This window comes from Chitinophaga solisilvae (assembly GCF_009928525.1).
GTDB lineage: Bacteria > Bacteroidota > Bacteroidia > Chitinophagales > Chitinophagaceae > Chitinophaga > Chitinophaga solisilvae.
The window spans coordinates 741,910-767,471 of the sequence record NZ_JAABOK010000001.1 but is presented as its reverse complement, the minus strand read 5'-3'; the positions used below and the strand labels follow the sequence as shown (position 1 = coordinate 767,471).

The following is a 25,562-nucleotide window of genomic DNA, read 5'->3' as shown; positions in this document are numbered from 1 at the left end:
CTATTTCGTTAACCGGCGGTGATAGTTGATCTGTCCGAGGTGATAATTCAGGTGAGTGCTCAGGTGCACCAGGAAATGTCCGGTGCTCATTTCACTGGCGAAGACTTTCTCCGGATAGGTTTTCTCCATATCTTCGGCGGCCAGGCCCAGTATAACGGTCAGCACTACACGCCGTGTAACACCGATCATATTTATCAGGTCCTGGCGGGGAACATCTCTGGTGGAAAATTCAAGTTCCCGCTGCCGCACATACCCGTTCTTACCCAGAATAGCGCCGGTAAAATGCTGCAGGTTACCACAGAGGTGCAGTACCAGGTTGCCTGCCGGATTTTTAATGCCTTCCGGAATACGCCAGATGGCCGCTTCCGTATCATACGCCATAATTTCTTCTTCCAGGCGGCTCAGATCCCGCTCAAACAAGTTGATTAATATTTCTGTCAGCATACCATAAAGATAGGAAAACAAGTGAATGTGCCGCAGAACGGGTTAACATCTTTACATAAAATTTTCAACGGCGGATATTATTGTATACCTTTTCCAGTACGGCCTGCGCATACAGTATTTCCTGCCTGGTAATTCCCTGTTCCGCCATCTCCATCACAGATAACGCCAACGGATACACTCTGTCCTTCAGTTTGCGTCCGCTGGCGGTCAGCCAGACACGTTTACTTCTTCTGTCTGCCTCATCAGCCGCGCGTTTTACGAGATTCTTTTTTTCGAGGTTGTCCAGCAGTTTGGTCAGGCTGGCTTTATCCTTGTCTGTTTTATCGGCCAGTTCCTGCTGCCGGCAGCCATCTCTTTCCCCCCACAGGTAACGGAGAATAAAATACATATCTACGCTGATCTCTATTTTTTCCTGTAAGAATACATGCAGTAGCCGCAACCGGAATGCGGTATGCGTTCTGATAATGCTGCGGCTGATACCGGCGCGCAAGATACTGGCTGTTTCAGGTTTTTTCATAAAAATGGTAAGGATTCAACAATTCACATGACAGGTTGTTAACGAAAATACGAAACCGTTAAACCCGTAACTAATTTATTTTATATGCATATTTTAGCAGGGCATAACGTAAACATACATTCACCAGAGATTGTTGCAGGAAGATGACAAAGGATAAAATCAGGAAGCTCACACCATTTCAGCAGCGATGGCATAATATCATCTTTGAGGCGGATACGCCCGCCGGCAGGCTGTTTGACATCCTGCTGCTGATTGCAATTCTCCTCAGCGTAGTGGTAGTGATGATGGAAAGCGTAGCGCCGCTGCAACTGAAATATGAACGGCTCTTTACCACACTGGAATGGATGTTCACCATCGTATTCACCATTGAGTACCTGTTCCGCGTATGGTGCAGCTACAGGCCCAAAGCATATATACTGAGCTTTTACGGACTGATAGATCTGTTATGCATCCTGCCTACCTATGTGGAATTTGTTTTCGGCGGTGCGCATTTCCTGCTCACTATCAGGATACTGCGGCTGATGCGTATCTTCCGGATATTCAAACTGGTACCATTTCTTAACGAGAGCAAGCAGCTGGCACTGGCGCTGGAACACAGCCGGCGCAAGATTGCCGTCTTTCTCTTTTTCATACTGCTGCTCACAGTCGTGCTCGGCTCCGTGATGTATGTCATTGAATCGTCCTACAATTCAGGCTTCACCAGTATTCCGGTAAGCGTTTACTGGGCAGTGGTAACGCTCACTACGGTAGGCTACGGGGACATAGCGCCTGTAACACCGCTGGGGCAGGCATTTTCAGCGCTTATCATGATTATGGGCTATGCTATTATTGCTGTACCGACCGGTATTGTAACGGTAGAAATGAGCAGACTGAAAAATGAATCGGAGGTAGACAACCGCATATGTCCGCATTGTATGCGTGAAGGACACGATAGCAATGCGGACTATTGTAAATTCTGCGGCAGTAAATTATAGCGGTTAGTTGGCGCTGAAGAGTGGTTTTACATCCAGCATGGCTTTCTGGTAAGCCACTTCAAAGTTTTCGAATTTGCCTGTAACAGCAAAACGCACGGTAGTACCATCTATCAGTTCAAACACGGCAATCTTTTTATTGAAGCCATATTTTCCGCGGCTGAAATTAGTAATATCAGACAGTGGAAACTCTTTGGCCTTCTTGGTTTTGGCGAGCAGCCATCCGATAATGCCAAACAGGGCAAACATCATCATCGGCTTAGCCTGGAAAACAATTCTTTCATTGGTAATACAAACAGCGCCCTGCATGCCCTGCCATTTATTCTTGATATAGTTGCCATTTACTTTGTACAAGACGGTTTCCTGCGGGTTAAGGGGGAATTTAACTTTAATGTTCTGCATAATTGGTATTGGATATGATTAAGAGCGCAAAAATATGGTATTATTGTTATACAAAGAAGCGGTTATGATTTTGAGTTCTATTCTGGATAATGATTTCTACAAGTTTACCATGCAGCATTGCGTGATAAAATTATTTCCGAAGGCGCGTGCCCGTTATAAATTTATCAACCGGGGCAAACATGCCTATCCGCCCGGGTTTGCGGACGCGCTGCGGGAAGCGGTCAACAGCATGCGGCAATTGCAGCTGAGCCAGGAAGAAAAGGAATTCCTGACTGTCACCTGTCCGTACCTGGACCCCACCTACCTGGATTTCCTGCAGGGATACCGCTACGATCCGGCAGAGATACATATTGCCCAGCACGGCGAAGACCTGGAAGTGCATGCAGATGGCTACTGGTACCGGACTATCCTGTGGGAAGTGCCTTTGATGGCGCTCATCTGTGAACTGTATTATCAGCTGACAGGGCAGCAACGTGTAGCCGACAACGTTGTGGCGGATATTACCAGGGCAAAAATAGAAAGTTATAAGGAGCTGGGCATCACGATCGCAGACTTCGGCACCCGGCGCAGACACTCGCTGGACGTGCAGCGGCTGGTGGTACAAACACTGCGGGAATACGGGGAAGGCTGCTTTATCGGTACCAGCAATGTACACCTGGCTATGCGCAGCGGTGTAAAGCCGGTTGGCACACATGCCCATGAGTGGTTTATGTTCCATGGCGCCAAATACGGTTTCAAAATGGCGAATATGCTGGGCCTGGAACACTGGGTACAGGTGTACCGCGGCGATCTCGGCATTGCCCTGTCAGACACCTACACCACCCCTGTTTTCTTTGAACAGTTCGATAAAAAGTTCGCCAAACTGTTTGACGGCGTCCGCCATGACAGCGGTGATCCGTTACTGTTTGCCGATCATACCATCGCACATTACCAATCCAAAGGGGTGGATCCCTTATCAAAAACGATCATCTTCTCAGACGGACTAAACTACGAAAAAGTAGCTGCCATCGCTGCGCATTGCCGCGGCCGCATCGGCATGTCATTCGGCATTGGTACCAACTTCACCAATGATTTTGGCCTCACGCCGCTGAACATCGTCATTAAAATGTATGAAGCCCGCCCGGAAGACGCTCCGCGGTGGACGCCGGTAGTCAAGCTCTCTGACGAAAAAGGAAAATATACCGGTGATGAGAAGATGATTGTACTGGCGAAAGAAATGCTGCAGATTTGAAGTAATTACGAATTACGAATTGCGAATTACGAATGTAGGCGCGTAGATTAAAACGAAGAGGAAAGGTGATAACTATTAAATATCACCTTTCCTCTTCGTTTTAATCTACGCGCCTACATTCGTAATTCGTAATTACTTCAACCCCAATCCCGTATCCCCCTGCGACAAATCCCCTGTCTCATAGCCTTTCTTAAACCAGAACATGCGTTGTTCGGAGGTACCGTGGGTGAAGGCGTCGGGGACAATGCGGCCGGTGCCTGCCTGCTGGAGTTTATCATCGCCTACGGCGCTGGCGGCATTTAAGCCGGATTCGATATCACCAGGTTCCAGGATTTTTCTCATCTTGTCGGCGTGGTTAGCCCAGAGGCCTGCGAGGAAATCGGCCTGGAGTTCCAGTTTTACGGAGAGTTTGTTGTATTCCTTTTCGCTGAGGCGGCTGCGCATAGCCTGCACTTTGCGGCTGATGCCCAGCAGGTTTTGTACATGGTGGCCTACCTCATGCGCGATAACATATGCCTTTGCAAAATCGCCTTTCACCCCGAAACGTTCTTCCAGCTCGGTAAAGAAAGTTACGTCCAGGTATACCTTGTCATCCGCAGGGCAGTAAAACGGCCCCATGGCTGATTCCGCCATACCGCAGCCGGAGGTGGTACCACCGGTGAACAGGATCATCTTCGGCTTTTCATACTTCAGATTCAGCTGTTCAAATTGCTGCTGCCACACATCTTCCGTGCTGGCCAGTACCTTCGAGGAAAATGCTTCAATAGCACTAGCATTGGCAGATGTCAGCTGTTCTGACTGACCCTCCTGGGCAGGGCCCTGGACCTGCTGTAAGGCCTGGCTGATCTGTTGCGGGTCCTGCTTCAGGAAAAGGGCGAGCACAATGACAATAATACCGCCGATACCGCCGCCAATGCCCAGCGTACGCATTCCGCCACCGGAACGCTTCTCGACGTTGTCGCTCATTCTTTCATCATCCAAACGCATAATAGTGTAGGGTTTAGTGGTTAATTTTCCGCCCCGAAAATACACCTTTACCCAATATCTTTATTCAATAATCCCTTCAAACAAAAGTCTTTTTCCTGCCGTTAATTAAAGACAGCTTTTTAATTCATTGTAATATGGACATAAAACAGATCCTGCTGGCTTCCCGTCCCGATGGAATGCCCGATATGAACAACTTCAGCACCACCACCGCTACCCTCCCCGATATTACCGACGGGCAGGTACTGGTGAAACCCGTTTACATATCCGTAGATCCTTACCTGCGGGGACGTATGAAGGAGGAGAAATCCTATATTCCCCCCTTCCGGATTAACGAACCCATAGAAAGCGGTGGCGTGGGTGAAGTGATCGCCAGCAAAGACAGCCGCTTCCGGGAGGGTGACCTGGTAATACCCACCGGCAAAAAGCCTTTTTTCCCCTGGGCTACCGCCGCCATCTTCACCGGAGACACCCTGCGTAAAACAGATCCCGGCGTTCCGCCCACCTATTACCTGGGCATACTCGGTATGCCCGGACTCACGGCCTACTTCGGACTGATGGATATCGGCAAACCTAAAAGCGGGGAAACCGTGGTCGTTTCCGGCGCTGCCGGCGCAGTAGGGCTGGTAGTCGGACAAATTGCCAAAATACATGGCTGCCGGGTAGTCGGTATTGCCGGAGGACCGGAAAAAATCAGGCTGCTCACAGATGAATTCAATTTTGACGCCGCAGTGGATTACAAGGATAACCTTAATATCAGCGCTGCTATTGCTTCCGCATGCCCTAATGGTGTAGATGTATACTTCGATAATGTGGGTGGCCCTGTTTCCGACGCCGTCATGGAACACCTCAATTTTTTCGCGCGCATACCTGTCTGCGGCTCCATATCCCTCTATAACAGCACTGAAACCCCGACAGGTCCCCGTGTTCAGCCTACCCTTACCAAATTCAGCGTATTGATGCAGGGCTTTACCATCGGCAACTATGCAGGCAGGTATCACGAAGGCATGCAACAACTGGTGGAATGGGTAAAGGCGGGGAAAATCAGGTACCGCGAAACAATTGAAGAGGGTTTTGATAAACTGCCGGAGGCATTACTGGGATTATTTTCCGGCCGTAACAGTGGTAAGATGATTGTGAAAGTGTAAATTTAGGTATGACAAATCCCGTTGTGAATAAAAGAATCAAAAAAGTAGTGGCTGCCAGCGTTATTGAAACAGACGATGTGCTGGCCACGGAAGAACCGCTGGAGATAAGACTCATACATGGCCCGACCCACAACCGGCGGCAGCAGAATATCTCTGTGACGATGCGGACGCCCGGCCATGATGAAGAACTGGCAGCCGGATTCTTATTTACCGAAGGCATCATCAGTAAACAGGATGCCATTACCCATATCCGGATTTCCCATGAAACAGATGGCAGCGTTGCCACCATCTCCCTGAAAGAAAATATTATTCCAAGTCTGCAGCACAGTCAGCGTAACTTTCAGGCTACTGCCGCCTGTGGCGTATGCGGTAAATCCAGCATCGCCGGTATACATACAGGCGTTACCGTTAGCAGCCGGCTGCAGCTGCAGATCCCGGCAGACATTATCTATGCGTTGCCGGAAACCTTGCAACAGGAACAGGCTGTATTCGCCTCCACGGGCGGGTTACACGCCGCCGCGCTCTTTGATGCTGCCGGCAAATTACTGCTGCTGCGTGAAGATATCGGCAGGCACAATGCCGTAGATAAAGTCATCGGCGCTGCCATGCAACTGAATTTATTACCTTTACAATCACAGCTGTTACTGCTGAGCGGCCGCGCAGGATTTGAACTGATACAGAAGGCCGCCATGGCCAACATACCTGTGATTGCCGCTGTGGGCGCACCTTCCAGCCTGGCCGTGTCTATGGCCGAATCCTGGGGGATCACGCTGATCGGATTTCTGAGAGAAAAGCGCTTTAACATTTACAGCGGTGCAGAACGCATAAAGATGTCATTATGATGCAAGAAACAGGTGTGGAAAATCCGGTACGGTTTACCGGCATCAGACTAAGCAAACCCGCTACAGTGGCCGCCGGCATTCCGGCAGTCATTTCAAGCGTGAAGCATATTCTGGCAGAAATGAATGCCTTCAGAGGTATGAAAGCCCTGCTGGAACTGAATCAGAAAGATGGTTTTGACTGCCCTGGCTGTGCCTGGCCCGATCCGGATGACGACCGCTCCCCTATTGGCGAATACTGTGAAAACGGCGCTAAAGCCGTTGCAGAAGAAGCTACCACCAAAAGATTGCTGCCTGATTTTTTTGCAGCGAACAGCGTCGCTTCGCTGGGGTTGCTTACAGATTATGAAATCGGCAAGATGGGACGAATTGCCCAGCCCATGTACCTCGCACCCGATGCCACCCATTATACGCCTGTATCATGGCAGGATGCCTTCGGCAAAATTGCTGATCACCTGCACGCGCTGTCTTCTCCCCATGAAGCTGTTTTTTATACTTCCGGAAGAACCAGCAATGAAGCCGCTTTCCTGTATCAGCTGATGGTACGGGAATATGGTACGAACAACCTGCCAGACTGCTCCAATATGTGCCATGAATCCAGCGGCGTTGCGCTGGGAGAAGCTGTCGGCATCGGGAAAGGCTCTGTAACCCTGGAAGATTTTTATGAAGCAGAAGTGATTATGATACTGGGCCAGAACCCTGGTACCAATCATCCCCGTATGCTGACGGCTTTACAGAAAGCCAAAGCAGGCGGCGCCACCATTATCTCCGTCAACCCCTTACCGGAAACCGGCCTGATAAGTTTTCTCAATCCGCAGACGGTTAAAGGCATGCTGCAGATCAAATCTGACCTGACGGATATTTTCCTGCAGGTAAAGATCAACGGAGATATGGCTTTGCTGAAAGCAATACTACTGCTCCTGCTGGAAGAAGAAGATAAACATCCCGGAACTGTTTTCGACCAGGCATTTATCGGGGAAAAGACTTCCGGCTATACGGATTACATCACGCATCTGCGGCAGCATGATTTTGCCCGGCTGGCCGCCGCCAGCGGCGTAGCGCCGGAGCTGATAAGGAAAGCCGCACATGCGCTGCTGCATAAAAGGAAGATCATTGCCTGCTGGGCGATGGGGCTTACCCAACATAAAAATGCGGTAGACACCATCCGGGAAATTGTGAACCTGCTGCTCCTCAAAGGCAGCATCGGCAAGCCCGGAGCAGGTACCTGCCCCGTACGCGGGCACAGCAACGTGCAGGGTGACAGAACCATGGGTATCTATGAGAAGCCTGCTGCCAGGCTGCTGAATAAAATTGAAGCTACCTACGGTTTCCGGCCACCACAGGAACATGGATACGATGTAGTGGCCGCCATTCAGGCCATGCACCGCGGCGATGCGAAAGTGTTCATTGCCATGGGAGGCAATTTCCTGTCAGCCACCCCGGATACGCTCTTTACAGCTCAGGCCCTGCGTAACTGCCGCCTTACCGTGCACGTATCTACGAAGTTAAACCGCAGTCATATAGTACACGGCCGGGAAGCACTGATACTCCCCTGCCTTGGCCGCAGCGATAAAGACCTGCAGCAGGGCGTTACGCAGTTTGTTACCTGCGAAAACTCCATGGGTGTGGTACAGATGTCCAAAGGCAACCTGGACCCGGTTTCACCTCACCTGAAAAGTGAGCCGGCCATTGTCTGCGAACTGGCACAGGCCCTGTTCGGAGAGCAATCCCGAGTGCCCTGGAAGACTTATACGCAGCATTATGACCTGATCCGGGATGCCATCGAGAAAGTCATCCCCGGATTTGAACAGTATAATGACCGTGTGCGGCATCCCGGCGGATTCTATCTGCCCAACTGCTCCCGCAACGGGCAGTTTGACACCCCCGACAGTAAAGCCGGCTTTAATATAGCCCCTGTTACCGAAACGCTGTTGCAGCCGGGAGAATACATGATGATGACCATCCGCAGCCACGATCAGTTCAATACCACCATATACGGACTGGATGACCGTTACCGCGGCGTGCACCATGAAAGAAGGGTTATTTTCATGAATGCCGGAGATGTCGCCGCCGCCGGATTCCGGCCGGGCGATATTGTGGACCTGTATAACTATCACGGCTCTACGGAGCGGGTAGCAAAAGGCTTCATCATTGTATCCTACAACATACCGGAAAAATGCACTGCCACCTACTTCCCGGAAACCAATGTGCTGGTGCCGGTTAACAGCGTGGCAGACAAAAGTAATACACCAACTTCCAAGCTGGTTATCATCCGAATAAAACCATCAGACATAAAAAAATAGGACATGGCACCAATTGTATGGCAGGCTACCAGATGGCCTGCAACTGAGTATTTTGAACTGGAGCATTTAGAACATCAAAGTGTCGCCAAAGGAAACATTACCGGCTTTGCGGAAAACACGCCCTTTTCCATTCACTATGAAATAGCCATCACAGCGGAATGGAAAGTATCTTCCTTTCATGTAAAACTGCAGGGTAAGGAGCCGATGGAGTTAAAACTCACATCAGATCTGCATGGCCACTGGTTTGACAAGGAAGGCAATCACATAGATGCTTTTGATGATTGCATTGATATAGATATTTCCCTGACGCCGTTTACCAATACCTTACCTGTGCGGCGTATGCATTTTGACCTGAATGAAAAGAAAACGCTGAACATGCTCTATATCAGGCTGCCTGAATTTGAACTGCAGAAAGTAGAACAGCACTACACCAAACTGGATGACAGGATGTATCTGTACGAAAATGCCGATTCAGGTTTCAGCGCAGAAATACCTTTTGATGAACATGCGCTGGTAAAAGATTACCCGGGTATCTTTAAACGCATCTACTGATAAGACCAGGCCTTTTCTGTTGCTGTCACCAGCTCCCGGAAGATGACAGCAGCAGGAAGCGCCGGCGCCATATGCGCAGACTGCCCCGCCCACATGACCGTAAAATCTGTATTATCCAGTTCTCTGGCTACCTGACGCATAGGCTGCGTCAACACATCCTGAATGGGATACTGGTTGAGCATCAGCCCTGAGGCCTCTATTTCTTCCATAAACAAATTCGGAATTCCCCTCGCCCAGCGTCCGGTGAAAACACGTGTAAGGCGTGTAGCCGTATCCGTTGCAGCGGCGATATGCTCCTTGTGCGCCTTGCCGGCAGCGCTCTCCGGGCTGCGCAGAAATACGCTTCCCAGCTGCACACCTGCAGCGCCCAGCATCAGCGCCGCGGCAATACCCTTACCATCACCGATACCTCCGGCCGCAATAACGGGAATGCCTGTACGGTTCACCGCCTGCCTGACCAGCGCCTGCATACCTACCAGTGGCAGCTCTCCCGCCAGGAAACTTCCCCGGTGACCGCCGGCTTCTATTCCCTGCATCACAACGGCATCTGCCCCTGCCGCCGCTACGGCTGCTGCCTCCGCAACCGAAGTGGCAGTACCTGTTAATATGCATCCGGCAGATTTAAGCTGTGCCATGCTTTCCGCATCCGGCATCCCGAAAGTATAGCTCACTGCCTTTATTCCTTCTGCCAGCAGCACCGGTACCTGTTCCTTATAGGAATAGATACGGATACTGTCCATATCTACCGGCGGGGCAGCCAGGCGATTTGCTCCGTAGAGGAACTGCAGGAATTCCTGCATACGGTCGAAGGTAGCCGCGTGGGGCCTCGGTGGCATCTCGTAGGTGAACAGGTTCACCGCGAAGGGTTTTGAAGTCAGCGCCTTCACTTCCCGGATCAGGGCAGCCGTTTTTTCGGGAGGCTGGCCGCCTACCGGCAGGGAACCAAGTCCGCCGTTATTGCTGATTTCCGCTACCATGGCAGGAGTAGTAATGCCCAGCATGGGCGCCTGGATAACCGGGTAAGTAATATCAAACAATCGGGTAAGAGAGTCGGGCCATTGCATAGCAGCTGAAATTTAATTCATCCTAGCACCGGCAAACAAAGGGCCGGAAATTTTCCGGGTAAAGGTATACTATCTGAAGCTCAAAAATCCGGGAGCTTTAAGTGCGGATATATCGAACCGGAAATCCACGATAGTGGTAATTTCAAGCTGGAAATTCTTCATCGGCGGCGGTGCATTGGGGAAGTAATACCCGGATACCTTGATGGTATTGAGGGAAAGGTTCTCATTACGTACCCTGAAGCCGCCGCCTACGCCCAGGTATATGGGGTTTTTAAAGAGATCGTCGCTTTTGGCAGTCAGCATGGATGCCTGCAGGGAAGTAAAGAAATTAAATTTAAACCCGAGGAATTTCAGCGGGCTGTAGTACACGGTTTCTGCTCCCGCATTGAGGCGCTGGAATCCATTAAGTTTGGTGTCGCGGTAGCCCCATATACCATTTTCCATATTAATGTTAAGAGGCTTGTAGAAAAAGTTGTTGGGGTTATTGAGATAATCAATATTCAGGAACTGCCGGAAGCGCGACTTACGTACATTGAGCAGACGACTGTAGTATTCCAGCCGGGCATGGATGACGGCATCTTCCGGCCTGCGCTGCCAGAAGCTACTAACGCCAACGGTTGTATTAAAAAGTCCCTGCCGCCTGGTCAGCCAGTATTTCTGGACTTCCAGCCCCGTATACATGCGGCGGCGGTCCTTCCAGCTCTCCCATCCGCTGGTAGCGCTGATATTGTATCCCAGCGGGATATCCTCTGTTCTGCCGAAGCCGAAGAAATGGTGCGCCTTGAAATAGTCCAGCCGGTAAACCTGCAGTTCCAGCAGATAATAACGGTGATCGTTATATACAGGATCTGTCCGGAACTTCAGCTGGTCGGGCTGCCGCTGGAAGTCCAGGTTGAAGTGCCGCGCCAGGATAGCAAAATTCGGCTTGTTGCCGATAGTGCCGTCGTGTTTATAGTTATTGATAAAGTTATACCCGAACCAGCCATCAATCACCATATAGCGGTAATCACGGTAAAGGCTATCCGCTTCCTGTGGTTCAGCGCCCCGGATATTGATGGACCAGCTGCTGGCCAGCGACAGTCCGCCTACCCATTTGGCGGCATTGCGGTACAGGGGGCGGTTCAGATTCAGGTATATCGTACCCTCATATACGTTGGTATCCAGGGGGAGGTAGTTGTTCAGGGTAGTATAACCTGCTGACACGTCAACGAAAGACCCCAGCAGGTTATATTTGGTATAGCGTACTTCGGTATTCCAGGTGGGTGTGTAGTCACTCCGCCACTGGAACCCGACCTGCAGTCCCTGTCCGGCTCCGAAGAGGTCATTGTTGGATACCCGCGCCTTGATATCCTTCGCACTGAACTGCGACAGGTCGGCGCCGTATTCGAATACATCTTTCGTTACTACTTCTATATCTACAGAATCTGAGGAGTGCTCAGGATTTTTCACGTGTATACGGGCATCCTGGATAAAAGGGCGGTTACGCAGGTAACGTTCATTGTCTGCCATCTCGAACGGGTCCAGGCGTTCATTTTCCCGGAAGAACAGCGACTGCCGGATTACCCATTCCCTGGAGTCGTAATGCAGCCGGTTGGCCAGGTGAATGAGTTTCATACTGGTGGTAAAGCTGGTATCGTTAATGTTCCGTGGTCCGAATACCTTTACCTTCCTGTAGTAGATATTTCTGATGACTTTTCCCACAAAGGGGGTAAAATATGCCTCACTTTTGATGATGGTACTATCCTGTTCGTCGGCAGGTTCGGGCACATCCTGGCGGGTAATACGTTTGATGAAGGACTGCCGGTATTCCTTATTGCGCAGGGAATCCCGGTATTCACTGATTTTATGCATCAGTCCATTCTTTTTAGCCACTGTATCCTTTCTGGGAACAGTGTCCTGCACAGATGGTATCTGCCTTGCGCAGCCATTTGCGAACGCGCTGCAGTGCCAGCAAATCAGCCAGCAGGCAACAGTTATGGTAGTTAATATTTTCAGTTCCTTTCTCAAGGTTAGCCGTAGGTAACAAGTATATTGAAAAAAAACGGGATTGCAACTATTGCAATTATTGTACTGAACAGGAATAATAATTGTATAAATGTTGGCAGGATAAGCAAAACCTTGCAAATTCAATATTGTTCACCTTAAAACCTCACACTATGTTACGTTGGGCAGTAATTTTTCTGATTATAGCCATAGTGGCTGCAATATTCGGATTTGGCGGCATTGCGGCAGGAGCTGTCGGCATCGCGAAAATCCTTTTCTTTATTTTCCTGGTGCTGTTTGTGATTTCTTTGCTATCAGGTTTGTTGAGGAAATAATTACGAATTACGAATTATGAATTGCGAATGCAGAAGCGAAGAACTAAACGTATATTACCAGAGGATATTTAATAATCATCCTCTTAATATACGTTTAGCTCTTCGCTTCTGCATTCGCAATTCATAATTCGTAATTCGTAATTATTTACTTCATGATGCTTGTTTCCCAGCCATCATATTCCGCATTCAGTTGCTGAGCCAGTTCCCAGAGGCTCATTACTACGCTGTCTATTGTTGCCTCGCTGGCTTTGTCGGGGCGGGAGATGCAGAGTTTAAACGGGAATTCCGGGTTGTCGGCTGTTACATCGTGGGCAATGGTGAAACCATTTTCCCGGATGTGTTCCCAGTAAATATTTTTATCGTCTTCTGTACGGAAGTGGATCCAGTGTTCAATAGGGCGCTCTTTTTCAGAGGCGTCGCCGTGCTGGCGGAGCATACGTAATACTTTTCTGTTCTGGATACGTTGGAATTCGTATACATCGGGGAACAGAAAATCGAAGTATAACTCCCAGTTGTTATCTTCCTTTACACCGTAGTCATAACGGTAGTCCGGAAAATTCACCATCGCATCAGCGATATATTTATCATGCAGTAATGTAGTGCCTGTATAAAAATAAAAATCACGTACGCCATTGGAAAAAGTACGGCCAACGAAATGTGCGTCCAGTTTGGTTTGCAGCTGTTCTACCAAACTGTCTTCTATTTCTCCCATGATGGCAAACTCGTCATTCTGTGGAAACCCGTCTTCACGCGGATTATTCAGGTATACCGTGATATATATGGCATTTGGCTTTTCCTTCAATGGCGCAAATCGTCTCAGATCAAGGTCAAGGCCTATTACTGCTGGACTTTCTTCAATATGACACGTATAAATATCCCAGTCCGGTCGGTAATCCTTATGCATATAAAAAAATTAAAATAACGCAACAGCAGGCTGTAAAGATACGTAGCTATCTGTTACCAGTGAAATGATTCAGTAATTATCTGCGCTTTTTTATCCCCAAAAATTAACGTATCATGCTGCCGCTGAAACCGGTAGCGTTTCATTCTGCTCAGGCATTAACACTAATTAACACTAGCATTTCTGAAGGCACACATTCTGTCAACAAGCCACCAGCAATACTTACAAACAATCCCATATTTAAAACACATATCTGTAAAGGGTTCTGCTATGCCTTTCATCCTAAAAAAGGTACATTCTTCCTGCAATAAAACTAATTTTACGATTGCTATTAATTGAAGGAAGCTAGTAACAGAAATTATGAGAAAAATTGTATTGCTGCTAACCGGCTGGATGCTTTTGTTTAATCTGGGCCTGACGGCTCAGCAACATCCAGGCGAAAACGCAAACGGAAACGGACATGCTAACACTACCGGAACAATTTATGGAAAACTGCTGGACAACCAAACGGGCAAACCTGTGGAATATGCATCTGTGGCCTTGCTCCGGCCGGATTCATCCGTTATGACAGGGATGCTATCCAAACCTAACGGGGACTTCAACTTCGAACATATTTCCCTGGGTAAGTACATCCTTAAAATCAACTTCATCGGTTATGAAGTATTCTTCAAACCCGTAGCCATTACTGCTAAAAGCAACAGCCTGGATGCCGGCAACATCAAACTGAAGGCGAATGTTAAATCACTCGCGGCCGTGAATGTGGTGGGAGAAAAACCCGCGTTCTCCATGGCCATAGATAAACGCGTTTTCAATGTAGAGAAAAACCTCGCCAGCATCGGCGGTACAGCTACAGACGTGTTGAAACAGGTGCCCTCCGTAAACGTGGACATCGACGGGAACGTGTCTGTACGTAATGGTACGCCGACCATCTTCATCGACGGCCGCCCTTCTACCCTCACGCTGGACCAGATACCTGCAGACGCTATCGCCAACATCGAAGTAGTGACCAACCCCTCCGCCAAATACGATGCGGAAGGCATGAGCGGTATCCTCAACATCGTACTCAAGAAAAATAAAAAAGCAGGTATCAACGGACTAATCAGCGCCGGCATCACTTCCCTCGGAAGTACCAATGGCGGCATAGACTTCAACCTGCGCCAGGAGAAATTCAACTTCTTCATCAACTATAATATCCGCGACCGCAGATCCCCGATGACCAGCCGCCTGTTCAGGAAAAATATCGGTGCTGATACCACCACCTACATGGAACAGCTGCAGGACGGAGACTTCTACCGCAAGTTCCAGACAGGCCGCATCGGTTTCGACTGGTTCATCGATAACCGCAATACTATCACCATCTCCGAAAATATTACCGGTGGTAACTTCAACAGGTATAATGACCAGACGGTAAACGAATCCGATATGCAGCTGAACAGGGTTCGCTATGGTACCGGTATCGACAATACGAAAAACGGGTTCCGCAACTACACCACGCAGCTGGGATATAAACACACCTTCGCCAAAGAAGGGGAAGAACTGACCGCCGACTTCACCTATAACTACGCCACCGGCGATAACAGCTCCAACTTTTCCCTGCAGTATTTTGACCTGAAAGGCAATCCGATCAACACACCGAAACAACCGCAAAACCGCTACGGATACGGTGATGGAAAAACAGTTTACCTTACAGGCCAGGTGGATTACGTCAGGCCGTTCTCTGAAACATCAAAACTGGAGGCGGGTCTGCGTACTAACACACGCACCTTTGATAATTTCACCAGTACATTCGGACAGAACTTTCCTTCCGGTGATTTCACACTGGATTCAGCCCTGTCCAACAACTACCACTACCAGGAACAGATCAACGCTGCCTACGCCAGCTATACCGGCGCCAAAAATAACTTCGGCTACCAGGTGGGGCTGAGAGCGGAGCAGTCTAACTACACCGGCGAAACACGCCTGGGCCGGAAAGAATCCTATAAGATCAATTATCCGATCAGTCTCTTTCCCAGCGTTTTCCTGTCGCAGAAATTAAAAGGTGATCATGAGCTGCAGCTGAATTACAGCCGCCGCATCCGCCGTCCATGGTTCCGTGACCTGCTGCCTACCATCGAATACAGCGGACAAAGCGCCAGCCGCGGTAATCCTGACCTGAAGCCGGAATTCACCAACTCCTTTGAGCTGTCTTACCTGAAAGATATTCAACACAAGCATAATGTGCTGGTATCGCTGTATTACCGCAATACAGATAATGCCATCACTGATTTCTATGTAGATACCACCCTTACCCTGAACGGACAGGCCCAGCGGGTAGTACTCTCCTATCCCATCAATGCCAGCACCCGCAACTCCTATGGCGCGGAGATAACGATCAGAAGTCAGCTTACCAAAACATGGGATATCACCGGTAACTTCAACCTGGCGCAGACAAAAATCAACGCCAGCAGTCAGGGTAACAACCTGACCAACCAGGGCTTCACCTGGTTCGGTAAAATCAACAGCAACACTAAACTTCCCTGGAATCTGACCCTGCAGATAGCCGGCGAATATGAATCCAGACAGATATTACCTCAGGGTGAAAGAAAGCCGCAGTACTCTATCGATGCCGGCCTGAAGAAAGATATGCTGAAGAATAAAGCACTGTCCATCTCTCTTACTCTGAACGATATATTCAATTCAGACCGTAACCTGAGCTATACCACCACCGCCTTCTCCGAACAGGAAAACTACCGCAAGCGCCTGACCCGCGAGCTGCGCCTCAACGCTACCTGGCGTTTTGGTAAAATGGATACCAACCTGTTCAAAAGAAAAAATAACCGCTCCAACAAAGACAATGGTCAGGAAATGGGCGGCGACAGAGAGTAGAATTTAGTTATTTTTTTATCTGAGATTTTATATCTCATCAAGAAGCCCTCCGGATAAACCGGAGGGCTTCTTTTTGGGTTATAATTTTTCTCTTAAACCGGAATGCCTGATTGTTCAGGAATAGCGTAACAAAATGTGCCGGTGAAGTGTTTAAATATTCCCCGCAGGTGCTTATGGGATACAAATCTCAAATAAAAAAATAATCAAATCTCAAATCAGTACATTCGTTGTATGGACTCTATATATCATACTATCACGCTGCGGTTTCTCGCAGAACCCTCTGATGTTAATTTTGGCGGAAAGGTGCATGGCGGCTCCGTTATGAAATGGATAGACCAGGCAGGTTACACCTGCGCCGCCAACTGGAGCGGCCAATATGCAGTAACCGTTTACGTGGGTGGCATCCGTTTCTTCAAACCCATTGCCATCGGCGACCTCGTGGAAATCAATGCTACCATTATCTATACCGGCAATACCAGCATGCATATTTCCATAGATGTGTTTGCAGGTAACCCACGGCAACAGCAGAAACAAAAAACCACTCACTGTGTAATGGTTTTCGCCGCCGTAGATGACAGTGGTAAAACCATACAGGTACCCAAATGGACACCCCGCACTACCAGCGAAATCAATATGGAGAACTACGCCAAAAAGTTAATGGACCTGCGAAAGGATATTGACGAGGAGATGAAACCCTATATGTAATTTTGTTATTTTATTATTTGAGATTTGGTTATTTAAAATGCAGCGGAGACATAAGCGGAAATTACTGTTGATTTTCGCTTATGTCTCCGCTGCATTTTAAATAACCAAATCTCAAATAATAAAATAATAAAATTAATTCGTGAACTGCATTTCACTCAGCATCTTATACAATCCGCCATCTACGGTGATTAGTTGGGTGTGGGTGCCTTCTTCGACGATGGAGCCTTTGTCCAGTACGATGATTTTATCGGCCTGGCGGATGGTGGCGAGGCGGTGGGCAATCACGATGGAGGTACGTCCTTCCATGAGTTTGTCCAGGGCATCCTGTACGAGTTTTTCTGATTCTGCGTCCAGGGCGGAAGTGGCCTCGTCGAGAATGAGGATGCGGGGATTTTTAAGTACGGCCCTGGCGATGGCAATACGCTGACGCTGGCCACCGGAAAGCTGAATACCTCTTTCTCCTACAACGGTATCCAGGCCATTCGGGAAGCGCTGAATAAATTCCCAGGCATTGGCCTGCCGCGCAGCGGCTTCGATGGCAGCATCGTCGGCTCCGGGACGGCCATACGCAATATTCTCACGGATGGTGCCCCCGAAAAGAAATACGTCCTGCGGTACTACGGCCATTTGTGAGCGGAGCACCGATAACGGAATACTGCTGCCGGTGCGGCCATCGAAGGAGATATTGCCGGAAACCGGATCATACAGGCGCAGCAGCAGCGATACGATAGTACTTTTTCCTGCGCCGCTGGGACCTACCAGCGCCACCTTCTGATCCGCGGAAACCTCGAAGGAGATATCTTTCATAATAGTCAGGTCCGGCCGGGTAGGATAATGAAAAGTCACATTATGGAAGCTGATCTGCCCATCCAGCTGATCTTCCGGTGCAATAGCAGTTACTGGTGTGATCTCTTCTTCCTGTTCATCCAGTATTTCCAGCAGGTGCTCTGTGGCGCCGATACTGCGTTGCAGGTTAGTATATACTTCTGCCAGGCCGGCAATGGAGCCGCCTATGAACACGGAATACAACACAAAGGATAACAACTCAGGAGTACTCAGCCCCATGGATACGCCTCTCCAGATAACCGCTACCAGCGCGCCGAAGATACCCATGATGATAAAGGAAGAAAATGCGCCGCGGAATTTTCCGCCCTTCATTCCTATCCTCGCAGCTTCGTTGGTGCGTTGACGGTATCTTGCTATTTCAAAAAATTCGTTGGCAAACGCCTTCACATTGAGGATGCCCTGTAGCGTTTCTTCCACTACCGTATTGGCGGCGGCCACCTGCTCCTGTACCTGTTTTGAAAACTTGCGGATAAATTTCCCAAAGACTACCGCAACAATCATCATCAGCGGAAGAATGGCCAGCATGAAGGCTGTCAGCTTCCAGGAAGTAATCAGCAGGATGATAATACCGCCTATAATAATCACCATCTGACGAATGAATTCTGCCAGTGTGGTAGTAAACGTTTCCTGTAACAGGGATATGTCAGAAGATATACGGCTGCTCAGTTCTCCCACCCTTCTTTCAAGGAAAAATTTCATGGGCAGTTTTATCAGGTGGCCGTAGATCGTCTGCCGTAACGCTGCCAGCGTTTTCTCGGTTACATTGACAAAAAGTACAATTCTGAAAAAGGAAAAGATGGACTGACCTATCAATACGCAGAGCAGCATCACCCCGGCTTTATTCAACCCCTGGATCAGGTCGGTGCTGCTTTTGGGATCTACCAGATTTCCCAGCAGCTTGGGGAAGGCCAGGCCAGCCAGGCTGGACACCAGCAGGAAAACCATTCCCAGGGCAAATTCGGCCCAATACGGTTTTACATAACGGAAAAGACGGAATGTTTTCTTCAGGGAGGCCCACTTCATGGCCGGTTTGGGTTCAGGTTTTACACTATTCTCTGTATGCATCGAAAATTTATCTTTATAATGGGGAGACGAGCAGACAGGCAATATATTGTAAAAACGCCTTACTACAGATAAATATTTTTTATCTGTAGTAAGGCAATTGGTTTGATCGTTGGCTTATGGCCTCCTGGGGGATGTATTTTTTGTAGAATCGCCCGCGCCGGTACCATATCTGGCTGAATCCTCGCCCGGGTTAATGGCGCCCGGCGGTGTCTGCGCAGCCGGAACCGTGTCTGGCAGGATAGCGGCGGTATCCATGTTGCTGTTATTAATACCGGTCGAATCCTGGTCTTGCCGGGCGGCGTTACCGCATGCGGTAGCAATGCCCGTCAATAAGCCTGCTGCAAGGAGCATGTGTGATACTTTCATAATACGGAGTTTTAAAGGTGAAGTAAACAGTTCCGCTTAACGGTTAACAAATCTTCTCCTTTATGCAGAAAGTATCACCGGCGGGTGCTGTCTGGTTTGGTGGCATTGGTATCTACGGGTATCGTGCTGGTGCTGTCTACCTTTGGTATAGTTGTAGCCGCAGAATCGGCCTCGCGGCTTGCTTCCCGGGAACTGTTACAGGCAAACAGCAGGATGCTCAGCATACCTGCCAGACACACCACCATACAGCATTTGTAGATGAAGGGTTTCATATAAAACTGATTAGAGCTGGTTTCAGACATAACATTGATTTAATGGGAAAGTTTTATCACTATATCCTTGAAATCCCTATCCAAAGAATTGTGCCAACCCTTACATTTGTAACCATATTTCTCTTCATATGAAACACATTCAACAGATCATAGAGGAAGATCAACTGCTGAAACTGCTGATAGCACTGGTCATAGGCGCCATACTGGGACTGGAAAGGGAGTATAAACGCAAGCCTGCCGGGATGCGCACCATGACGCTCATCTGTATGAGCAGCGCCGTATTCACCATCCTGTCCGCAGAAATCGGCTATCCCAACAGTCCGGACCGTATCGCCTCCAATATCCTTACCGGCGTAGGTTTCATCGGCGCAGGAGTCATCTTCAAAAATGATTTTACCATAGATGGCATTACTACCGCCGCTTCCATCTGGATGGCCGCAGCTATTGGCATGGCGATCGGCATGAGCCAGTATATGCTGGCAGTATGCGCAATGGCAGGCACTTTGGTGGTATTGATACTACTGGAGTTCCTTGAAAGAAGAATAGCCCGGACAAATGATAAACGTATTTACACGATCTTCTTTTATGAAGACAGATTTCCGCACGTGGACATGGAACATACGCTCAATACATTTGGCCTTATTTTTAACATGATGATGATTGTGCGGAAGGAAAATATGATAGAAGTCAATTACGCAGTTCGTGGACACCGTAGCAAAATGGAACAATTAGATGAATTTTTGCTACAGAATAAAAACATTTCACAGTTTGAAGTACAAAATAACCCGATATAGATGCCTTCTTATGCTGATATGCCTCTGCACTACGGCCATGTGCCACCATGGCTGGCAAAGCGAATGAGCCTGCTCGGCGGCGCTATTGTGGAGGCCATTGTGACGGATTATGGAAAAGGAGAAGTCATCAGGCGGCTCAGCGACCCCTGCTGGTTCCAGGCCCTGGGCTGCGTACTGGGAATGGACTGGCACTCTTCCGGTATTACCACCAGCGTGATGGGCGCACTGAAGAAGGCCGTTAACCCGAGATCGAAAGAACTGGGTATTTATATCTGTGGCGGTAAAGGCCGCCACAGCCGGCAGACGCCGGCAGAACTGATGGCCATCGCGGAAAAAACCGGGCTGCCCGGAGATCAGCTGGTACACAGCAGCAAACTCACCGCTAAAGTAGACAACACCGCCATACAGGATGGATTTCAGCTGTACCTGCACTCCTTCATCCTCTCTGACGAAGGCGAATGGGCAGTAGTACAGCAGGGCATGAACGATGCTGACAGCATGGCGCGCCGCTACCACTGGCATTCTTCCGCCTTCCAGTCCTATACGGAATCACCGCATACTTTTATTTACGGACGCAACCAGGGACTCATCCTGAACCTGACCGCCACACAGGCCGCAGCCACGAAAGGCGGGATCCTGCAACTGCTGCAGGAAAAGCCCGCCCACCTGCTCCCGGAGATACGTAACCTGGTCATGCCTTCCCATCATGATGTGCGCGCAGAAAATGTGAACCTGAAAAGACTAGGGGCCGTGCTGGCGCTGGCACATGATACCCGTCCGGCAGATTTCGATTCCCTGCTTATGCTGGAAGGCGTTGGCCCCAGGACCCTGCAATCACTTACCCTGGTGAGTGAAGTGATCCACGGCACTCCTTCCCGCTTTGAAGACCCGGCCCGCTTTTCCTTTGCACACGGCGGTAAGGACGGCCATCCTTTTCCTGTGCCTGTCAGGATTTATGATGAGACGATTGACACCCTGCGCGATGCCTTACACAAGGCTAAGATCGGGCAGTCAGATAAACAGGACGCCATCCGCAAACTGGCGGTGATGGCACAGCAGCTGGAAAAAGATTTTGAGCCAAACGCCAATTTCGATAAAGTCATTGCCAGAGAAAGACAAGACTCCTGGAAATACGGCGGCAGAACAGTTTTCGGGAAAGCGGCCCCACCTAAAAGCGGCGACCAGCTCTCCCTCTTCTAACCAGATACATTAACCACGGCTACCATGATAAACTACAATGAACTGAGTGTTCCGGAAGCTACCATATTGCAGAAGGAATTAAAAGAAAAAGTGATTACAGCCCCTTACCAGGGAAATATCAGGCTGATAGCCGGTGCAGACATCTCCTTTAATAAATTCAGCACCACCGTATATGCCGGTATTGTGCTGCTGAAATTTCCGGAGCTTACGCCTGTGGGCTACAGCCTCGTAGAAAAGGAAGTAACATTCCCTTATGTGCCGGGCTTTCTGGCTTTCCGCGAAGTGCCCGCCCTGCTGGATGCCTGGCAGCAACTGCCACAGCTCCCGGATGTACTCGTAGTAGATGGCCACGGTATTGCGCATCCGCGCCGCATGGGCATCGCCAGTCATTTCGGGGTGATGGTGAATCACCCGACGGTTGGCAGCGCCAAAAAGAAACTCTTCGGCTACTATGAGGAACCCGGTAATAACCGTTTCGACTATACGCCGTTAAAAGATAAACAGGGAAACATACTGGGAAATGTATTGCGCAGCAAGCCTAATGTAAAGCCTGTTTTTGTATCGCCCGGTCACCTGATGGACGTAGATGGCAGCAGGGAGCTGATTACAGCCTGTGTGCAGCGTTACCGGCTGCCGGAGCCGACAAGACTGGCACACAATGCCGTGAACCAGTTCCGCCTGGGTACACTCACTGCCGGCTACACACCTGCATAATAACGGGGATGGCTATACGCAAAATAGTTAAAACTTAATCCAGGCAATCCGGGCCACCTTTTCTTTCTCTGTTCTGCTGAGCATAATGGTCGCGTAAACGTGGGTAGATTCATCATAGGCTGCTGCTCCCATCATGCAGTAAAATCCTTTCTTTACTTCCGGTTGTCCGAAAATAAACAGCCGTTCCATTTTGCCTCCATAAAAGCGGTAGCACACAAAATTGGCGTCAGCGGCGTATTTCAGCGGCTTACGTGTTTTCTCCTGTCCGCCTCCGTCGAGGTATTGCAGATAGTCATTGAACAGCACGAAGTTGGCATCCGGAGTAGCTACATAATCGTAGGAAAGATAGGTATTGGTATTCAGTGCAGCGATTTTATTACGGAATGCCCATTCGCTTTTTGCACGCCGGTGCAGGGAAAATGCCTCGCATACGCCGGTAATGCTCTGCAGCTTTGAAACCGCCATGGTCATATCTTCACGGCCAGCCGTATCCAGCAGGGCGATACCAATATCTCCCATATTGGTATGATACTTATTGATCTGGGTATTCCCCTGTTTAAAGCGTGTCAGCGTTTCCAGCAGCAGTGTGCAGCTGCCGTCTACATTGAGCAGCAGCCGCTGCGGAGCGCCTTTATAATCATCCTTATACTTCAGGTTCCATTGTACATTCTTTGACAGTTCTGGGAAATACAACGGGTGATGCTTCCGCAGTTTTCCCGATGATGTCATCAGCGTATTCATCATAATGCCATTGTTACCATCTGTTTTTTCAGAGGGCGCAAACAGCAACAGCCGTACTTCTGATTTCATGGGTACCGCCTGCATATAACCGCTTACCCCGCTGTAACCGGCGGTATAGTCCAGTCCGCGGTGCGTAAAGGAAGCCGAATCCGGCGACAGCATGGAAAACAATACTTTGGAAGCAGGCACGCCTGTCTTCTTTTTATCATTAAAACCTACGGTGGTGATATATACTTTTTCATGGTCCTGCACGGACATATGTACATAACTGAAATAGCTGTACGAAGTATCAGCAAGATAATACCTCCCTTTATTCACCAGTTTATGTTCCGGGGAGAAATGCAGTACCTGGATGCGGTCGCGGATACTGTCATTACGTTGTATTTCCGCCCCGGAGAAAAAGGCTACTGCATAATAATCGCTGCGGGCATCTTTCTCTACAAAACAATCATGGGTTGCCAGGTTATCCTGCACTACTACACTCCGGTGCTGTATGGAAGGCAGTTCTCCCAGTTTGTCTTCCCGCAGCAGCCTGCCTGTCTGCGAATCCAGTACCAGCCTGATTAATACCGGGATATCTCGGATAATCTGCTGCAAAAAAATTACCGGCTGTCCTCCTATCTCATAAATCCCGTCTATCTCCGTTGATTCCAGATCTGCCGGATTCCATATTGCCGTCACAATACTATCCGTGGCTACCTGCTTCCGCTGCAGGTTATACACTGTACTGCGCAACCCTGCCCGTTTTGAAAAATGCAGATAAACCGTATTCCCGTTACGCAGCTGCAGCAGCTTATCCCATCCATCCTGCGGCTCATCAAAAGCCTCACTCAGCGTCACAACCGGCACCTGCGCCAGCACAACCGATACCGGCAACAGCCCGAGTATCCATAAAACAGCCAGTCTCAAATAATACATTATCAGGGATTATTAATTATTAATTCCAAATATATGTATTATTCAATTTACTTATTTGATTATTTAATTATTTGACTGACAGATACCGGAATTCTTGATTTATAATACTGACAATTTCTCCGGGCAATCTACCCCATTTATCAATCAAAAAATTCCAATATCCATCAATCAAATAACCAAATAAAAAAATAAAAAAATAACCAAATACCTAGTGGCCTTCGTGTTCTTCGCTGTTCTTCATCTTAGCCAGGAGATCGTATGCACCTTTCACGACTATATTATCCGGTACGGTATTCTTCGGGAAGGTGACCTCTGTATATCCCTGTTCACTGTTACCTTTCTGTACTTCCAGCATGCTGAAATGATGGGTACTGTCTGTGGAGGCTGATTTGGTGAAGACATAGTATTTATTCTCGAAGCTTACCACGGCGGCATCCGGCAGAGCGGGAACATTGGCTGCTCCGGCTTCTATGATGGCCTGCAGGTAGGTACCCGGCAGCAGCTGCGTATCTTCTTTATCCAGGTGGCAGTGTACGCGTACCGTACGTTCCGGGCTGATTTCACGGCCTATCAGGTGTACGGTAGCGGTACGCTGCACGCTTTCATTGGCCAGCGTAAACCTGACAGGCTGGCCTATTTTCAGCCGGGCGACGTCTTTTTCAAAAACAGTCAGCTCTGCATGCAGGTGTTCTGTATTCACAATTCTGAAAAGGATGTCGGCCGGATTCACAAACTGTCCCAGGTTCACATTCACCTGCGTAATGTACCCGCTGATAGGTGCATAGATGTTGACAGTGCGCTGGATATTTCCTTTCTCCAGGGAAGCGATGTTAATGTTGAGCAGGCCCAGTTTTTCCTTCAGGCCTTTTTCCCTGGCCTGCAGCGACTGCCAGGAGGATTTGGCCTGCTGTACTGTTTTCAGGGCGTTCACATTTTCGCGCGACAGTTCCTGCTGGCGTTCATACTCTGTGGAAGCATATTCCAGCTGGCTGCGCACTTCCAGGTAATCCTGCTGTAACTGAATATAGTCCAGGTTTTCCAGCACTGCCAGTACCTGTCCTTTTTTAACAGGCATACCTTGCAGCATGGTGGTCTGTTTGATAAATCCGCCCATCGGTACTGAAATGCTTACCTGCTGCTGCGGCGGTACATCCAGGAACCCGTTGACTTTGATGGCGCTGCTGATCTGCCGGGGCTCCGGCTTACCAAAGGTGATACCCGCTGTCTGGAATTGTGCGGCAGTAAGGGTTACCACGTTAGCGGAATCTTCATGCGCATGTTCGCCGGCTTCTTCTGTATTACCGGCCGCTGTTTTCTTACCTCCGCAGGAACTCAATGCCAGAGCCCCTGACACCAGTATAACGGTAACGTATATATTAAATCTGCTCTGTTTCATAATGGT

General features: G+C 49.1%; 24 protein-coding genes. 12 read left to right on the top strand and 12 right to left on the bottom strand.

Features of this window, described 5'->3' with window-relative positions; genetic code table 11:
• The gene (locus tag GWG06_RS02820; RefSeq protein WP_160711154.1) at nucleotides 1–444 is read right to left on the bottom strand and encodes a DinB family protein; all 444 of its coding nucleotides are present in this window, start codon (nucleotides 442–444) and stop codon (nucleotides 1–3) included.
• A gap of 64 nt (nucleotides 445–508) precedes the next feature.
• Entirely contained in the window at nucleotides 509–961 is a 453-nt protein-coding gene (locus GWG06_RS02815; RefSeq protein WP_127034409.1) for a MarR family winged helix-turn-helix transcriptional regulator, read from the bottom strand.
• Nucleotides 962–1,104: 143 nt separating this feature from the next.
• Here GWG06_RS02815 and GWG06_RS02810 point away from each other — a divergent pair, with 143 nt between their 5' ends.
• On the top strand, nucleotides 1,105–1,935 hold the full coding sequence (locus tag GWG06_RS02810; protein WP_127034407.1) for an ion transporter: 831 nt from the start codon (nucleotides 1,105–1,107) through the stop codon (nucleotides 1,933–1,935).
• 3 nt (nucleotides 1,936–1,938) lie between these two features.
• Here GWG06_RS02810 and GWG06_RS02805 read toward each other — a convergent pair whose 3' ends face one another.
• A complete protein-coding gene (locus GWG06_RS02805; protein ID WP_127034405.1) occupies nucleotides 1,939–2,334 on the bottom strand; it encodes a GRAM domain-containing protein in 396 nt (131 codons plus the stop codon).
• A 64-nt stretch (nucleotides 2,335–2,398) separates the two neighbouring features.
• On the opposite strand from GWG06_RS02805, the gene pncB reads away from it, so the two are divergent.
• The gene (gene pncB, locus GWG06_RS02800) at nucleotides 2,399–3,565 is read left to right on the top strand and encodes a nicotinate phosphoribosyltransferase (protein ID WP_160711152.1); all 1,167 of its coding nucleotides are present in this window, start codon (nucleotides 2,399–2,401) and stop codon (nucleotides 3,563–3,565) included.
• Between the two features lie 132 nt (nucleotides 3,566–3,697).
• Here pncB and ypfJ read toward each other — a convergent pair whose 3' ends face one another.
• Nucleotides 3,698–4,552, bottom strand: coding sequence for a KPN_02809 family neutral zinc metallopeptidase (gene ypfJ, locus GWG06_RS02795; protein ID WP_127034401.1), 855 nt, complete (start codon nucleotides 4,550–4,552; stop codon nucleotides 3,698–3,700).
• A gap of 134 nt (nucleotides 4,553–4,686) precedes the next feature.
• Between ypfJ and GWG06_RS02790 the strand changes: the two genes are divergently transcribed.
• Genes GWG06_RS02790 through GWG06_RS02775 form a run of 4 tightly spaced genes read left to right on the top strand, consistent with a single transcriptional unit; the run spans nucleotide 4,687 to nucleotide 9,391 of the window.
• Nucleotides 4,687–5,697, top strand: coding sequence for an NADP-dependent oxidoreductase (locus GWG06_RS02790; RefSeq protein WP_160711150.1), 1,011 nt, complete (start codon nucleotides 4,687–4,689; stop codon nucleotides 5,695–5,697).
• 8 nt (nucleotides 5,698–5,705) lie between these two features.
• Nucleotides 5,706–6,539 carry a formate dehydrogenase accessory sulfurtransferase FdhD gene (fdhD, locus tag GWG06_RS02785; protein WP_160711148.1) on the top strand — a complete coding sequence of 278 codons (834 nt, stop codon included), beginning with the start codon at nucleotides 5,706–5,708 and terminating at the stop codon, nucleotides 6,537–6,539.
• On the top strand, nucleotides 6,536–8,839 hold the full coding sequence (locus GWG06_RS02780; protein WP_235938096.1) for an FdhF/YdeP family oxidoreductase: 2,304 nt from the start codon (nucleotides 6,536–6,538) through the stop codon (nucleotides 8,837–8,839). Before fdhD ends, GWG06_RS02780 begins: the two co-directional genes overlap by 4 nt.
• A gap of 3 nt (nucleotides 8,840–8,842) precedes the next feature.
• On the top strand, nucleotides 8,843–9,391 hold the full coding sequence (locus GWG06_RS02775) for a putative glycolipid-binding domain-containing protein (protein WP_160711146.1): 549 nt from the start codon (nucleotides 8,843–8,845) through the stop codon (nucleotides 9,389–9,391).
• Here GWG06_RS02775 and GWG06_RS02770 read toward each other — a convergent pair.
• Together GWG06_RS02770 and GWG06_RS02765 are read right to left on the bottom strand one after the other, a co-directional pair.
• The gene (locus tag GWG06_RS02770; protein ID WP_160711144.1) at nucleotides 9,385–10,455 is read right to left on the bottom strand and encodes an NAD(P)H-dependent flavin oxidoreductase; all 1,071 of its coding nucleotides are present in this window, start codon (nucleotides 10,453–10,455) and stop codon (nucleotides 9,385–9,387) included. The two genes, GWG06_RS02775 and GWG06_RS02770, sit on opposite strands and share 7 nt — an antisense overlap.
• A gap of 69 nt (nucleotides 10,456–10,524) precedes the next feature.
• Entirely contained in the window at nucleotides 10,525–12,306 is a 1,782-nt protein-coding gene (locus GWG06_RS02765; RefSeq protein WP_127034392.1) for a BamA/TamA family outer membrane protein, read from the bottom strand.
• Between the two features lie 305 nt (nucleotides 12,307–12,611).
• Between GWG06_RS02765 and GWG06_RS02760 the strand changes: the two genes are divergently transcribed.
• On the top strand, nucleotides 12,612–12,773 hold the full coding sequence (locus GWG06_RS02760; protein WP_127034390.1) for a DUF1328 domain-containing protein: 162 nt from the start codon (nucleotides 12,612–12,614) through the stop codon (nucleotides 12,771–12,773).
• A 145-nt stretch (nucleotides 12,774–12,918) separates the two neighbouring features.
• Here GWG06_RS02760 and GWG06_RS02755 read toward each other — a convergent pair whose 3' ends face one another.
• Entirely contained in the window at nucleotides 12,919–13,677 is a 759-nt protein-coding gene (locus tag GWG06_RS02755) for a DUF695 domain-containing protein (protein WP_160711142.1), read from the bottom strand.
• A 357-nt stretch (nucleotides 13,678–14,034) separates the two neighbouring features.
• Between GWG06_RS02755 and GWG06_RS02750 the strand changes: the two genes are divergently transcribed.
• The gene (locus GWG06_RS02750) at nucleotides 14,035–16,539 is read left to right on the top strand and encodes a TonB-dependent receptor (RefSeq protein ID WP_160711140.1); all 2,505 of its coding nucleotides are present in this window, start codon (nucleotides 14,035–14,037) and stop codon (nucleotides 16,537–16,539) included.
• A gap of 231 nt (nucleotides 16,540–16,770) precedes the next feature.
• Nucleotides 16,771–17,244 (top strand): acyl-CoA thioesterase, encoded by a 474-nt coding sequence (locus GWG06_RS02745; RefSeq protein WP_160711138.1) that lies wholly within the window; start codon nucleotides 16,771–16,773, stop codon nucleotides 17,242–17,244.
• Nucleotides 17,245–17,376: 132 nt separating this feature from the next.
• Here the strand turns inward: GWG06_RS02745 and GWG06_RS02740 are convergent, their stop codons facing one another.
• From GWG06_RS02740 to GWG06_RS02730, 3 genes are all read right to left on the bottom strand, one after another.
• Nucleotides 17,377–19,155 (bottom strand): ABC transporter ATP-binding protein, encoded by a 1,779-nt coding sequence (locus GWG06_RS02740; protein ID WP_160711136.1) that lies wholly within the window; start codon nucleotides 19,153–19,155, stop codon nucleotides 17,377–17,379.
• A gap of 114 nt (nucleotides 19,156–19,269) precedes the next feature.
• Nucleotides 19,270–19,521 carry a hypothetical protein gene (locus tag GWG06_RS02735; protein ID WP_160711134.1) on the bottom strand — a complete coding sequence of 84 codons (252 nt, stop codon included), beginning with the start codon at nucleotides 19,519–19,521 and terminating at the stop codon, nucleotides 19,270–19,272.
• Between the two features lie 74 nt (nucleotides 19,522–19,595).
• Entirely contained in the window at nucleotides 19,596–19,793 is a 198-nt protein-coding gene (locus GWG06_RS02730) for a hypothetical protein (RefSeq protein ID WP_148128204.1), read from the bottom strand.
• A gap of 128 nt (nucleotides 19,794–19,921) precedes the next feature.
• Between GWG06_RS02730 and GWG06_RS02725 the strand changes: the two genes are divergently transcribed.
• From GWG06_RS02725 to nfi, 3 genes are read left to right on the top strand one after another with little or no spacing between them, the layout of a single operon-like run.
• The gene (locus GWG06_RS02725) at nucleotides 19,922–20,587 is read left to right on the top strand and encodes an MgtC/SapB family protein (protein WP_127042901.1); all 666 of its coding nucleotides are present in this window, start codon (nucleotides 19,922–19,924) and stop codon (nucleotides 20,585–20,587) included.
• The gene (locus GWG06_RS02720) at nucleotides 20,588–21,787 is read left to right on the top strand and encodes a DUF763 domain-containing protein (RefSeq protein ID WP_160711132.1); all 1,200 of its coding nucleotides are present in this window, start codon (nucleotides 20,588–20,590) and stop codon (nucleotides 21,785–21,787) included.
• A 24-nt stretch (nucleotides 21,788–21,811) separates the two neighbouring features.
• The gene (gene nfi, locus GWG06_RS02715) at nucleotides 21,812–22,501 is read left to right on the top strand and encodes a deoxyribonuclease V (RefSeq protein WP_202182929.1); all 690 of its coding nucleotides are present in this window, start codon (nucleotides 21,812–21,814) and stop codon (nucleotides 22,499–22,501) included.
• A 27-nt stretch (nucleotides 22,502–22,528) separates the two neighbouring features.
• Here the strand turns inward: nfi and GWG06_RS02710 are convergent, their stop codons facing one another.
• Nucleotides 22,529–24,160, bottom strand: a complete 1,632-nt coding sequence (locus tag GWG06_RS02710) for a hypothetical protein (protein WP_160711130.1) — start codon at nucleotides 24,158–24,160, stop codon at nucleotides 22,529–22,531.
• Nucleotides 24,161–24,368: 208 nt separating this feature from the next.
• The gene (locus tag GWG06_RS02705; protein WP_160711128.1) at nucleotides 24,369–25,556 is read right to left on the bottom strand and encodes an efflux RND transporter periplasmic adaptor subunit; all 1,188 of its coding nucleotides are present in this window, start codon (nucleotides 25,554–25,556) and stop codon (nucleotides 24,369–24,371) included.
• Between the last annotated feature and the right edge of the window lie 6 nt (nucleotides 25,557–25,562).

Excerpts from the sequence above, each read along its gene's own strand:
- GWG06_RS02820 (WP_160711154.1), bottom strand. The coding sequence starts at position 444 with ATGCTGACAGAAATATTAATCAACTTGTTTGAGCGGGATCTGAGCCGC.
- GWG06_RS02815 (WP_127034409.1), bottom strand. The coding sequence starts at position 961 with ATGAAAAAACCTGAAACAGCCAGTATCTTGCGCGCCGGTATCAGCCGC.
- GWG06_RS02810 (WP_127034407.1), top strand. The coding sequence starts at position 1,105 with ATGACAAAGGATAAAATCAGGAAGCTCACACCATTTCAGCAGCGATGG.
- GWG06_RS02805 (WP_127034405.1), bottom strand. The coding sequence starts at position 2,334 with ATGCAGAACATTAAAGTTAAATTCCCCCTTAACCCGCAGGAAACCGTC.
- pncB (WP_160711152.1), top strand. The coding sequence starts at position 2,399 with ATGATTTTGAGTTCTATTCTGGATAATGATTTCTACAAGTTTACCATG.
- ypfJ (WP_127034401.1), bottom strand. The coding sequence starts at position 4,552 with ATGCGTTTGGATGATGAAAGAATGAGCGACAACGTCGAGAAGCGTTCC.
- GWG06_RS02790 (WP_160711150.1), top strand. The coding sequence starts at position 4,687 with ATGGACATAAAACAGATCCTGCTGGCTTCCCGTCCCGATGGAATGCCC.
- fdhD (WP_160711148.1), top strand. The coding sequence starts at position 5,706 with ATGACAAATCCCGTTGTGAATAAAAGAATCAAAAAAGTAGTGGCTGCC.
- GWG06_RS02780 (WP_235938096.1), top strand. The coding sequence starts at position 6,536 with ATGATGCAAGAAACAGGTGTGGAAAATCCGGTACGGTTTACCGGCATC.
- GWG06_RS02775 (WP_160711146.1), top strand. The coding sequence starts at position 8,843 with ATGGCACCAATTGTATGGCAGGCTACCAGATGGCCTGCAACTGAGTAT.
- GWG06_RS02770 (WP_160711144.1), bottom strand. The coding sequence starts at position 10,455 with ATGCAATGGCCCGACTCTCTTACCCGATTGTTTGATATTACTTACCCG.
- GWG06_RS02765 (WP_127034392.1), bottom strand. The coding sequence starts at position 12,306 with ATGCATAAAATCAGTGAATACCGGGATTCCCTGCGCAATAAGGAATAC.
- GWG06_RS02760 (WP_127034390.1), top strand. The coding sequence starts at position 12,612 with ATGTTACGTTGGGCAGTAATTTTTCTGATTATAGCCATAGTGGCTGCA.
- GWG06_RS02755 (WP_160711142.1), bottom strand. The coding sequence starts at position 13,677 with ATGCATAAGGATTACCGACCGGACTGGGATATTTATACGTGTCATATT.
- GWG06_RS02750 (WP_160711140.1), top strand. The coding sequence starts at position 14,035 with ATGAGAAAAATTGTATTGCTGCTAACCGGCTGGATGCTTTTGTTTAAT.
- GWG06_RS02745 (WP_160711138.1), top strand. The coding sequence starts at position 16,771 with ATGGACTCTATATATCATACTATCACGCTGCGGTTTCTCGCAGAACCC.
- GWG06_RS02740 (WP_160711136.1), bottom strand. The coding sequence starts at position 19,155 with ATGCATACAGAGAATAGTGTAAAACCTGAACCCAAACCGGCCATGAAG.
- GWG06_RS02735 (WP_160711134.1), bottom strand. The coding sequence starts at position 19,521 with ATGAAAGTATCACACATGCTCCTTGCAGCAGGCTTATTGACGGGCATT.
- GWG06_RS02730 (WP_148128204.1), bottom strand. The coding sequence starts at position 19,793 with ATGAAACCCTTCATCTACAAATGCTGTATGGTGGTGTGTCTGGCAGGT.
- GWG06_RS02725 (WP_127042901.1), top strand. The coding sequence starts at position 19,922 with ATGAAACACATTCAACAGATCATAGAGGAAGATCAACTGCTGAAACTG.
- GWG06_RS02720 (WP_160711132.1), top strand. The coding sequence starts at position 20,588 with ATGCCTTCTTATGCTGATATGCCTCTGCACTACGGCCATGTGCCACCA.
- nfi (WP_202182929.1), top strand. The coding sequence starts at position 21,812 with ATGATAAACTACAATGAACTGAGTGTTCCGGAAGCTACCATATTGCAG.
- GWG06_RS02710 (WP_160711130.1), bottom strand. The coding sequence starts at position 24,160 with ATGTATTATTTGAGACTGGCTGTTTTATGGATACTCGGGCTGTTGCCG.
- GWG06_RS02705 (WP_160711128.1), bottom strand. The coding sequence starts at position 25,556 with ATGAAACAGAGCAGATTTAATATATACGTTACCGTTATACTGGTGTCA.